This window comes from Nitrincola tibetensis, from assembly GCF_003284585.1.
GTDB lineage: Bacteria > Pseudomonadota > Gammaproteobacteria > Pseudomonadales > Balneatricaceae > Nitrincola > Nitrincola tibetensis.
Window position 1 is genome coordinate 290149 of record NZ_QKRX01000001.1, and the last position, 12127, is coordinate 302275.

Below are 12127 nucleotides of genomic sequence, written 5' to 3' on the forward strand. Positions count from 1 at the left end.
TTAAAAGGTTTTTATGTTACGAACAGCCAGAACACTCCTTTCGCTTTATACCAGCTATGGTTTGCTGGTACTAGCGAATGCGCTTTTTACGACTCTAACCAGCTTACGGGCAGACTTAGAAGGATTTACGGTACAAACCATTGGTTTGATTATGGCCGGCTACTTCTTGGGAATGTTCTTAGGGGCTCGCTATACGTCCTATGTCATTCAACGAGGCGGACATATTCGTGCCTTCGCAGCATTTGCATCGTTTATGTCTTTGTCTCCTTTACTTCATGTGTTATTTATTGATCCATGGGTTTGGGCAGTATTGCGTTTGATTGATGGCTTCTGTTTAGCGGGCTTGTTTATCATCACGGAGAGTTGGTTGAATGCGCGCTCTGATAATAAAACTCGGGGCAGTATTCTCGCGATTTACATGGTGGTTAACTATCTAGCATCCGGTCTAGGGCAGCTGTTTTTGATCTTCACCTCGCCGGATACATTTGAAGCCTTTGCTGTGGCCTCCATCTGCTTTTCGTTATCTCTGATGCCTCTGATGATGACGCGCACGGAGGCGCCTATTCCGAACCCAGTCACCGGGTTTGCCATTAGGCCTCTGCTAAGAGTTGCGCCTGCTGGTTTCTGGGGAGCGGTCTGCGCAGGCTCGGTGAATGCAGCGTTTTTTGCAATGGCGCCTATTTACGCTCAAAACTTATCCTTTAGTGTGCAAGAAATATCCTTTTTTATGATGGCCGGGGTTTTTTCTGGTTTAGTCTTGCAAATCCCGCTGGGAAAACTGTCTGACCGTATCGAGCGTCGTAAGGTGTTGGCGGGTGTTTGTCTTGGAGGGCTGATTTTTAGCCTGTTAATGGTGGTGCAAAGCTTCTTCCAATTGCCTTTTTATCTGTTGCTGCTAAATGTGTTCTGTTATGGCTCGTTGGCTTTTGTTATTTACCCGCTCTCTGCGGCGCATGTCAATGATTGGAGTGATCCCGGTCAGTTAATGCAGACGTCATCCGGTTTATTAATTGGTTATGGCAGTGGCGCGATCTTTGGGCCACTACTCAGTTCGTCTTTAATGTCTGCATTTGGCCCTGCAGCCTTATTTGCCTATATCGCGTTGAATTTATTAGTCATGATGCTGTTTGCATTGTACCAGTCTAGCGTGGCAGGCTTGCAGCGTGAGAAAATGGAGTTTGTGCCTCAGCCTTCAGTACAGTTTCCAGTTGAGGAGCTGTTCCACGCCGCACAAGATGATTCATCTCCAGTGCCTGAGGCGCTCTATGATTCTGGAGAGTCGGTGGATAAGTCTGTTGAGACGAAAGAAGGCACGCTATCGGTTGATGAAGCGGATAGAACTCAAGCGGATATAGCTATATCTGATGAAACGCAGATAGATCTTGTCGAACCAGAACCTCAGCCTGAAGAAAAAAGCTTTATTGAACAATGGGAGGAGGAGCGGCTTGCAGAGTCAGAACGGATAAACCAATCTGATGAACCTAACGTCAAACCGACAGATGAAGCATCTAGCTCGAACCAAGCATCTAATGTGGATGGTGCGCCTAACTCGGATGCAAAGAAACCTTAAGTGCTTACTATTCGTTTAGTCACTCGGGTAGTAAGGTTTCGCGACTTTGCGTAAGCCCTCGCCCAATCGTTCGGGCGAGGAGGTGTCACATTATAGATCGAAGCAAGGTTTGTTAAAGCTGAGATGCCTAGATCATTATCCTCTAGGCATCTCGTTTGTTTGAGGTTTAACGATAATCCTCAACAGGGATGCATGCGCAGAACAGGTTTCGGTCACCATAGACGTTATCAACACGGTTAACCGATGGCCAGATTTTGGCTTCTTTCAACCAATGCACTGGGAACGCACCTTTTTCACGCGTGTAAGGTCGATCCCATTCAGCGTCCATCAAATCGGCTTGTGTATGGGGGGCATTTCTAAGTGGGCTCTGTTCAGCCGCCCAAGTTCCAGCTTCAACCGCCGAAATCTCCTCCCGAATCGTAATCATCGCCTCAATAAAGCGATCAAGCTCAGCTTTTGGTTCTGATTCTGTGGGCTCGATCATCAAGGTGCCCGGTACCGGGAAGGACATGGTCGGCGCATGGAAGCCAAAGTCCATTAAGCGCTTCGCAACATCTTCTTCCGTTATTCCGGTCTTTTCTTTGAGCGGACGGATATCAATAATGCATTCGTGAGCAACGCGGCCTTTTACACCTGTGTAGAGCACAGGGTAGTGTGCACTCAGACGCTCAGCGATGTAGTTTGCATTGAGAATAGCGACCTCCGTTGCCTGACGCAGACCTCGTCCTCCCATCAGAGCAATATACACCCAGCTAATGGCGAGTATGCTGGCGCTGCCCCAAGGCGCGGCTGAAACAGCGGTGTTGGTGACATTGTCATCATTGTTAACAGCAATGACCGGATGGTTTGCCAAGTGCGGAACCAAATGCGCTTTGACACCGATGGGCCCCATGCCTGGGCCACCACCGCCATGAGGAATACAAAATGTTTTATGCAGGTTCATGTGTGACACATCTGCGCCGATTTCAGCGGGCTGACTGACACAGACTTGCGCGTTCAGGTTGGCACCATCCATGTAAACCTGGCCACCGCAATCATGAATGATCTGGCAGATTTCTTTGATTTCTTCCTCAAAGACACCATGTGTCGATGGGTAAGTAATCATTAGGCAAGCAAGATCGTCTTTATGCGCCAAGGCTTTTTCGCGCAGATCGTTGACATCGACGTTGCCTTTTTTATCGCAATCGACCAACAGAACCTGCATGTCGACCATCGCTGCGGTAGCAGGGTTGGTGCCGTGTGCTGAGGTAGGAATTAAGCAAATATTGCGATGACCTTGACCTTGTGAGCGCAGGTAGTTACGAATGGCCAATAACCCTGCGTATTCGCCCTGTGCGCCAGAGTTCGGCTGCATACAGATGGCATCAAAGCCCGTAATCGCACGCAGCATCTGATCTAACTCATCGATCATTTGCTGGTAGCCTTTGGCTTGTTCGATGGGCGCAAAGGGGTGCATATTGGACAGTTCAGGCCAGGTGACGGGAATCATTTCCGCCGTGGCATTCAGCTTCATGGTACAAGAGCCGAGAGCGATCATGCTGTGTGCTAATGAAATATCTTTATTTTCAAGACGTTTCAGGTAGCGTAGCATTTCGGTTTCGCTGTGATGCGTGTTAAAAACAGGATGCGTAAGAATGGCATGATCGCGTTTTAACGTTGCAGGAATAGATGTAGATCCACCGGCTAAAAGGTCTTGATCTAGCACGTCGATTTCAAGGCCATGATCCTCGCCGATAATGGCTGTCCAAAGTGTGCTGATTTCAGTCCTTGTAGTACGCTCATCGCAGGTGATGCCTAGCTTGGTTTGATCAAGCTTTCTTAGGTTAATACCCATGGCCGCGGCACGAGTAAAGGCCTCGTCACGCTGGTCACCCAAATCCAATGTCAGGGTGTCGAACCAGTGTTCATGCGTAATACGAATGCCTTTTTGAATCAGTCCTCGTGCAAAAATATCGGTGAGTCTGTGGATGCGCTCTGCAATGATTGTTAAGCCTTGCGGACCATGATACACCGCGTAGAAGGCGGCCATGTTGGCGAGTAACGCTTGAGCGGTACAGATATTCGACATGGCTTTCTCGCGTCGAATATGCTGTTCTCGGGTTTGCATAGCCATGCGTAAGGCTGGCTTGCCGCGACTGTCGACCGATACACCAATAATACGCCCGGGTACCGAACGTTTGAATTCATCACGCGTTGCGAAGTAAGCGGCTGATGGGCCACCGTAACCCATGGGGACACCAAAGCGTTGCGAAGAGCCAAAGACAACATCGGCACCCAGCTCACCCGGAGACTTGAGCAGAACCAACGCCATGATATCGGCCGCCGCACAGAAAAGTGCTTTTTGGGCGTGGGCTTTTTCAATCAGGGCGCTATGATCAATGATGTTGCCCGTTGTATTGGGGTACTGCACAACGACGCCAAAATACTCGTGTTCCTCCATCAATTGAGCAACATCGCCAATGACGACGTTAATGCCCAAGGGGGCTGCACGGGTTAAAATGACACTGATGTTTTGAGGATGAAGGTGTTCATCGACAATGAAGGTGTTGGCTTTTTTCGCCTTAGACATGCGCTTGCAAAGGGTCATAGCTTCGGCCGCTGCCGTGGCTTCATCTAATAAGGAAGCGTTGGCCAGTTCAAGCCCCGTTAAGTCCATGATCATTTGTTGGAAGGTCAGCAAACCTTCCAGACGCCCTTGCGAAATTTCCGGTTGGTAAGGGGTGTACGCCGTATACCAGCCCGGATTTTCAAGGACGTTTCGCAAAATGACATTAGGGACAATCACATCGGTGAAGCCCATGCCAATCATTGAGCGTTTAATTTGGTTTTGTCCCATGATTGACTTCAGTCGAGTGAGTGCCTCGACTTCTGTCTGAGGTTGCCTTAAGCCCTTGGGGATGCCAGTTCGGATAGTCGCTGGAACTGTTTCTTCAATTAGCGAATCGAGTGATTGAAGTCCGAGAGCCAACAGCATTTCTTGTTGTTCTTCAGGGGAGGGACCAATATGACGTTCAATAAACGCATCATGGTGTTCAAGTGTCTGCAAAGAGGAAAGCTGCTCGCTCATTATACTGTAATCCCGCAAAAAATGGCTTGACCGCTGGCTTGCCGCGATCGGATAACAAAAATTAAGCCGCACATTCTACCCGCTTTTAGTCGCAATGTGCGGAAAAAATGGTCGAATAGGGTATGCGAAATTGAGAGTGTTAGTCTTCCAGCAAATGGACGGGTAGAAAATACAATTTGCCTCATCTGTTTCTTTATATCACACTGAATGAATTGAAGCTTGATCGTGCTTTTTAATTTAATTGGTCAGCCTATGTTGAATCTTGCTGCTATACGTAACCAGTCATTACCTTACATATTGAGTTCGATTGGTATGATCACTTTGCTGTTTTACCTTGATGTCAGGGCGGCGGATGTACAGGTTTTGGTTGTAAGTGAGTCACAGCAACCACTTGTTAACGCTGTGATTGTGATAGAGCCACTAGGTCAGCCGCTGAATAATACCTTTAATGCGACGGCGCAGGTTGCTCAAATTGACCGAGCATTTGTTCCTCATGTCCAGGTGGTCCAGACTCACACCTCTGTTAGCTTTCCTAATCATGATGATGTTCGCCATCATGTCTATTCTTTTTCCGAGGCTAAGCGGTTTGAACTGCCACTCTATCAGGGGACTGAAGCAGCGCCCGTTGTCTTCGATCAGGCCGGAATCGTTACGTTAGCGTGCAATATTCATGATCAGATGTTGGGCTTTGTGTATGTTACTGATAGCCCATGGTTCGCTGTCACCAATGCATCGGGGCAAGCCATGCTAAGGGTGCCTGACGCGTCAGATTACAGGTTACGTGTTTGGCATCCGAGTTTAGGCGCCAATGAGTCGGGTGTTGAAGCGCAGTACACCGCGGATCAACTGCACGCATTGGTTGTGACACTCGAACCACCTCTACTTGATTCGCGGCGATTGATTCGTCGAACACTGCCTTCACATCCTCATTAGTGTGTTGATGAGTATTTCATCATGAGGTGGCAATTTCGACGATTCCACAGTCAACTCCTGCTCTTCTTTCTTGGATTGTTTACGTTGATTCAATTGCTGGGTTTTGTTGTCACCCGCCAGTTGAGTGAGCGGGATGCACATTCACGTGTCACTGAGTCGTTAGCAATAGCAGGGGGTGCGCTAGAGCAACAGTTGATCGATAGAAACTCACGTTTGTTAGAGGCGGGTCGTTTGCTTGCGGGTGATTTTGCATTTAAAAGTGCTTGGTCAACGCGCGATACACCGACGTTGCTATCGATGCTCAATAATCATCGTAATCGAATCGGTGCTGATTGGATGGCCTTTGTCGATTTAGATGACATTTTGGTGGCCGATACGCTTCAGCTGGACAGCATAGGGAAAAGGTTTACTCATCCAGCACTGGTTGATGAGGCTTTTGAGAGTGATGGGGGAGAGGCTTCCGGTATTCTTTTTATTCATGATCGCTTGTTGCAAGTTATTATTTTACCGCTGATGTCGCCTTTTCATGAGGCTTGGATTCTGATTGGCTTTGAATTGGATCATCGATTAGTGCATCAGTTACAGTCATTCGTCCGAGCCGATATCTCCATTGTCCGAATGGATACGACGCCCCCAGCCGTTTATGTGAGTACACTGGAACCGGATAAGCAGGTTGCGCTGCAAGACAGTTTAAAAACACACCCTTTAGACAATCAAGCACCCCAGAGAATTTCGATCCAAGGCGATCCGTATTTAAGCCTTGCCATCCAGTTGAATGCTGAGAATAACATCCCCCTTTTTACTTTGATTCAACGTGATATGGAGTCCATATTGACTCCTTATCGTCAATTACAACACATCTTGGCTTTTTTGTTTGCGGCTGGTGTTTTAGCAACGGGGCTTGGAACCGCCATGTTGGCAAAAGGCATTGCGGGACCCTTGCGTAAACTTGCTTTAAGCACAGAGCGGATTGCAGCTGGCGATTATCAGCAACACATTTCGTCAGATAGAAAAGATGAGTTAGGGCAGTTAACCCATGCCTTTAACCATATGGCAAAAGGATTAGCAGAAAGAGATAAGGTGCGCGATTTACTTGGAAAAGTTGTGTCACCCGAAATCGCCCATAGGCTTTTGAGTCGTGATGCTACATTAGGAGGGGAGGATCGAGATGTCACCATCATGTTTACCGACTGCCATGGTTTTACTGCATTCTCCGAGAGCCGTGCCCCGCAAGAGGTTCTGGAACAGCTTAATCATACCTTGACGAGGCTTACTCATTTTATTGAAAAAGAATCGGGGGTTGTCGATAAGTACATAGGCGATGCGGTGATGGCATTATTCGGTGCCCCTGTTGAGCAGCCTGATGCGGCGAGTCGAGCTGTTCGAGCCGCCATGGCAATCATAAACACTATGCAGGGCAGTGAGGATGTATTGCAGGTCGGCATTGGCATCAATACTGGAAGAGTTGTGGCGGGTAATATGGGATCAACGAATCGCCTGAATTACAGTGTTATTGGCGATAATGTTAATTTAGCATCCCGTTTGGAGTCGTTAACTCGATATTATGGGGTGTCGATACTGGTCAGTGAATATACCCGTGAACAGTCACTGGAAATTACCTATCGCGAGATTGATCGAGTCATGGTGAAAGGGAAGCGGATTGCTGTTTCAATTTTTGAGCCCTTGGTTGAAGAGGTCAGCATCGAGCTTTTGCAACAGCATCAAAGCGCATTGAAGCACTACCGAATGGGTGAGTTTGCACAAGCGTTAGACACCTTCCAAGGCCTGGCGCTTGCATGGCCATGTCAGTTGTATTCCATCTATTGTGATCGCTGTCAGCAGTACCTTGAATCTCCACCGGAACCGGACTGGCAAGGTATCACGCGCTTTGAGACGAAGTGATAGGCATAAAAAATAGCCATTTGAGCGGTAATGTCATGCGACTTAGCTTGAACTGTATCTGGCACTATCGGAATAGACACTTTATAGGTTGTATAATTAACTAACTGACTTTAAATAATTTTTGCTCAAGCTCCAATAAACCCGCCTTACGATTTAACCCACCCGCATAACCCGTGAGTTTGCCACTTTTTCCAATGACTCTATGGCAAGGGACGATAATTGAAATTGGATTCTTCCCATTGGCCAATCCGACGGCTCTGACTGCTTTTGGATTGCCTATGGCATCCGCAATCTGTTGATAGCTCCAGGTTTCACCATACGGGATCTCGCGTAATACTTGCCATACTGATTGTTGGAATACAGTGCCTTTTGCCGCTAAGGGCAGAGTAAATGACGTGCGTTGACCGGCAAAATACTCATCTAACTGTTTGATTGTATTAATAAGTATAGGATTGTCTTCAGATTTGTCTCCTAAGTGTTTAGGCATGGTGGTTTCTATTTCAAACCAAGCGCCAAGTAAACCTTGCTCGCAGGCTTGTAACGTCATGATCCCTAAGGGGCTGTGGTAATGGGTGAAGGTATTCATCTTATTGATTCCAGCAATGAAAGGTGGCGTAGCTCCCCCAAGGGGCTGCGTTAGTGGCGTTCAGTTCAGGGAAACGGAGCAAGACTTTCTTTACCACTAAGTCAGTGTCTAAAAAGCAATCCGAGTTAGATTGGCCTCTTAACCTAGCGTAGTTAGCGGTCCAAGGCCCAATACCTTTTAATGCTAACCAAGAGTCGATATCGGCTTCAGGGGTGTGGTGAATGAATTCTGCAAAACGTTTTAAGGTCTCTTTTCGGCTTTTCGGCATCTTTAAAAAGCTCAAGTCGAGCTGCGTGATTTGCTCGGGTGTTGGAAAGTAAGTGGCCGAGGCCGTATGGTTATTAAGCGTGTTGACGAGCAGGTTGAGCTGGCCAATTGCCGCTTTTACTGACACTTGTTGCCCTAAAATGGCCCGAACGCCAGCTTCCCAGCAGTTCCAAACGCCGGGAATGCGTATGCCCGAGTGAGCGACTAAGCCTGGAGCACAGTGTTCCAAATGGGTTTCGATCTGATTGATATCAGCATCGAGATCAAATAGACGGCGTAACTTTGCCACCAAGTGACGCAGTTTGGTAATGTCCTCTAACTCAAACTCAACGTCCAAATGGCCGGGTGAAGTTAAGCTGGCACGAAACCAACCTGTCGTATTCTGTAAGTTGAATGTGCGTTGATAGTAGTTATCACCCACTTGCTCAATCGCGTCTATTGCGCGTATTCGGTAGAAATCCAACAGGTGTTGCCAGTTAAAAGGACCGCGAAAGGGTAGGGTTAAGAGGTTTTTTGGCATCCGTGACGTTTTCGACTGGCGCACTTGGCTGGGTGTGAGTTTGAGTGTTTTGATAAAGGCATCATTAAAGCGTCGTGTACTATTGAACCCACACGCAAATCCAATATCAGTAATCGACATGGCGCTGGAGTGCAGCAACTGTTTAGCGAACATCAACTGATGGTATTGCGCATATTGCTTGGGGGATACTCCTAAATGGGTTTGGAAGAGTTGCCGTAGGTAGCGGTCGCTAATACCCAAGCGTTCGGAAAATTGAGTCAGGTTGCTCGATTGCAATTCACCTTGCTCGATGAGTTGGATGGCGCGTAGGAAGGTTGTCTCAACGCCTTTCCAGGCCCAAGAATGAGGGGCGCTATCTGGCCGGCAGCGTAGGCATGGCCGATAACCCGCTTGTAGAGCGAGTGCGGAATTTGAGAAATATTCTACATTCTCCTCTTTGGGTAGGGGAGCTGGGCATATCGGGCGGCAAAATATCCCCGTTGTTTTGACAGCAACATAAAATCGGCCATCAAAGCGCGGATCACGGCTCATGCGAGCTTGTTGACATTGCTCTCTATCGAGTTCCAACCAAGATGGCATTGGTATCACGCGCCTTATGCAGTTTTTATACACCAAGTGTATGCATAAATCTTAGTGATACTAGTCATTTTCGGAACTGAATGGTATTTCATACTGCCATGTTTGAGGATGGTGGGGCATCTGGAATGCTTTTTTCGGAGCCTTAACGCTTGCGCAAGCGCAAATCCAGCCCCACCCTTGCCTTATTCAGCGGATAGCATAACGCCCAGTATCACATTAACACTCCCTTCTTATGGGTGAACTGTGTAAGCAGAGCTCTACCTTAACGCCGCTTGATCCGTTCCAACAAAGCCTGGGTAGCAAAGCCGTCAGGAATCAGCCCCTGGTCCTTCTGGTAAGCGCTCAAGCCCCTGCGTGTGTTCGGCCCCTGAATTCCATCAGCCTCACCGACGTTATAACCCATGGCGTTCAACTCTTGCTGAAGTTCACGTACTTGTGCACGGGTGAGCGGTAGCTGATCACGAGGCCAGGACTGCTGAATGCCCGCGCGTCCGGCAATGGCATCGCTCAAAGTGGCCACGGCTAGGGCATAGCTTGTGGCGTTGTTGTAGCGCAGAATCGCTCGGAAATTCGGTCCGACTAAAAAGGCCGGTCCCTGAGCACCCGCTGGGACGATTACACTTGCGCTGGAGAAAGACGGTAGGGAGCCATTCAAGGCTTGCACCCCTTGAGCGGCCCACTCGGCACTGCTCCGTTGCTCGGTTTGGCTATAATCAAAACCGGAGGGTAACCTGACTTCTACACCCCAAGGCTGACCTGTCTGCCAACCCGAACGGGCCAAGTAATTGGCGGTTGATGCCATGACATCGGGAATACTGCCCCAGATATCGCGACGGCCATCGCCGTCGCCATCCTTTGCATAGGCTTCAAAGCTAGAGGGGATAAACTGGGTGTGTCCCATCGCACCCGCCCAAGAGCCAATCATATTTTCTGCAGCAATATCACCACTGTCGATAATGCGCAGTGCCGCTAGTAATTCGCCGCGGGCAAACTCACTGCGTCGACCATCGTAGGCTAAGGTTGCAAACGCACTCAGCGCCGAAAAGTTGCCGAAGTTGCTGCCGTAACTGCTTTCAATGCCCCAAATAGCAACGATAATTTCCGCGGGCACTCCATAGCGTTGCTCCATCTGCATTGCCGTTTGTCGATGCTCGGCCAACTTACTTCGACCGTTATTAATTCGAGCAGAGGATACGGCACCCTCTAAATATTCCCAAATTGGTCGAACAAATTCAGGCTGGAAACGGTCGAGTTCGATCACGCGCTCCAAATAGCGTACATTATCTAGCGCCGATAGCGCTCGTGGGCTAATGCCCTGAGATGCAGCATCACGACGGAATGCCTCAAGCCAAGCGTCAAAGTTCGCATAGCGTTTGGGTTGTTGAGCTTGTGGCTGGCGGGTTTGCTCTGTTGCCTGTGGTGCCGCTTGTGGGGTATTAGATGCCACAATCGGTGCCGTCTCTGATTGCGTCGCAGCACAGGCCGAAATCAGTGTGAAAGGCAGTAACAAACTCGCGCCTAACAGGACTGAACGGCAGGGATGTAGTATGTTTTTATAAAGTGTCATTCTAAATTCCTTTGAGAAGTCCATGCTATTCTACACTCCTAAAGGTGCTGTTTGAATGCTGATTCATGATTGTTAGTCAACTCGGAAATGGATACTTATTACAATGAAATATTACCTTGGTGCGTATGCCGCCTCGCCTAACCATAGTGGCTGGAACGCTGAATTGGAAGTGGCTTTTTATGACGAATTAAAGGCCCTACCGAATGTGAAAGGACTAGAGCATCCATTTTTGGGTAGCTTACATCCGTATGATGACAGCTGGTTATTAGCGAATATCGACCCAGCTTGGGATTATGTGTTTACCTGTATTCCCGGCATCATGAATGCGTTGGGGCAGAACCCACGGTTTGGTATTGCCTCTTTAGATGAGGAAGGTCGCTTGGCAGCGCTGGACTTTATGCAGCAGGCCTGCACCGCCATTCACAAACTGAATGCCCATTTGGGCAGGTCAGCGGTTAAGGCGATACAAATACAAACGGCGCCAGCGCGGCATAAAGCAGCGTCATCTAAAGCGGCTTTACAAGCGTCACTCCAAACCCTGATGAGCTGGGACTGGCAGGGAGCTCACTTGGTGATCGAGCATTGTGATGCTTATGTTGATAGCCATCTTCCCTCTAAAGGCTTTTTGGCATTGGCTGATGAGCTTGAGGTGTTAACGCAGTTAAACATCCATCTACCTGCAGCACAGCGTTTGGGCATGGTCATTAACTGGGGGCGCTCGGTCATTGAGACACGTCGGGTTGAGGGTGCGCTTGAGCATATTAAGGCAGCGCAAGCAGCAGGCGTATTAAGTGGTGTTATGTTTTCTGGAGTGTCGGACCAAAACAGTGAATATGGTGCTTGGTGTGACAGCCATCAACCACCACGTCTTAGTGAGCAGGTGTTGCATGGTGAGCCGGGCAGCTGGATGACTGAGCAAGTAATATGGCAGTGCTTAGCGGCGGCAGGCCACGCTGAGCAATTGCCGATTTTGGGTGCAAAAATTGGTATCCGTCCGATGTCTGCGAGTATTGAGCAGCGTATTGATTATGTTCGCAATACGCTGGCTATTTTTGATCGCTATTTTGCGGCGACACCCTGAGCGACTTGCCTTGTTTAACCAGATAAGTAGCCAACTCTCTCTAGGCGCTGAAGCC

At 48.6% G+C, this 12127-nt stretch carries 8 protein-coding genes; 4 read left to right on the plus strand and 4 right to left on the minus strand.

Going from position 1 to position 12127, the window contains the following annotated elements; all coding sequences use genetic code 11:
* Window positions 1-13 precede the first annotated feature (13 nt).
* Window positions 14-1570 (plus strand): MFS transporter, encoded by a 1557-nt coding sequence (locus DN062_RS01395; RefSeq protein ID WP_112156843.1) that lies wholly within the window; start codon window positions 14-16, stop codon window positions 1568-1570.
* Window positions 1571-1736: 166 nt separating this feature from the next.
* Here DN062_RS01395 and gcvP read toward each other — a convergent pair whose 3' ends face one another.
* A complete protein-coding gene (gcvP, locus tag DN062_RS01400) occupies window positions 1737-4637 on the minus strand; it encodes an aminomethyl-transferring glycine dehydrogenase (RefSeq protein WP_112156845.1) in 2901 nt (966 codons plus the stop codon).
* A 225-nt stretch (window positions 4638-4862) separates the two neighbouring features.
* On the opposite strand from gcvP, the gene DN062_RS01405 reads away from it, so the two are divergent.
* Window positions 4863-5570 carry a methylamine utilization protein gene (locus DN062_RS01405; protein ID WP_133256731.1) on the plus strand — a complete coding sequence of 236 codons (708 nt, stop codon included), beginning with the start codon at window positions 4863-4865 and terminating at the stop codon, window positions 5568-5570.
* Window positions 5571-5591: 21 nt separating this feature from the next.
* Window positions 5592-7472 carry an adenylate/guanylate cyclase domain-containing protein gene (locus DN062_RS01410; protein WP_112156849.1) on the plus strand — a complete coding sequence of 627 codons (1881 nt, stop codon included), beginning with the start codon at window positions 5592-5594 and terminating at the stop codon, window positions 7470-7472.
* A 100-nt stretch (window positions 7473-7572) separates the two neighbouring features.
* Here the strand turns inward: DN062_RS01410 and DN062_RS01415 are convergent, their stop codons facing one another.
* The 3 genes from DN062_RS01415 to DN062_RS01425 form a co-directional block, all read right to left on the minus strand.
* Window positions 7573-8058: a methylated-DNA--[protein]-cysteine S-methyltransferase gene (locus tag DN062_RS01415; RefSeq protein WP_112156851.1), complete on the minus strand. Its 486-nt coding sequence runs from the start codon at window positions 8056-8058 to the stop codon at window positions 7573-7575.
* Between the two features lies 1 nt (window position 8059).
* Window positions 8060-9424: a DNA-3-methyladenine glycosylase 2 family protein gene (locus tag DN062_RS01420; protein WP_164498065.1), complete on the minus strand. Its 1365-nt coding sequence runs from the start codon at window positions 9422-9424 to the stop codon at window positions 8060-8062.
* A gap of 262 nt (window positions 9425-9686) precedes the next feature.
* Window positions 9687-10991 carry a lytic murein transglycosylase gene (locus tag DN062_RS01425; RefSeq protein ID WP_112156852.1) on the minus strand — a complete coding sequence of 435 codons (1305 nt, stop codon included), beginning with the start codon at window positions 10989-10991 and terminating at the stop codon, window positions 9687-9689.
* A gap of 103 nt (window positions 10992-11094) precedes the next feature.
* On the opposite strand from DN062_RS01425, the gene DN062_RS01430 reads away from it, so the two are divergent.
* Window positions 11095-12072, plus strand: a complete 978-nt coding sequence (locus DN062_RS01430) for a DUF4862 family protein (RefSeq protein WP_112156854.1) — start codon at window positions 11095-11097, stop codon at window positions 12070-12072.
* Window positions 12073-12127: the final 55 nt, after the last annotated feature.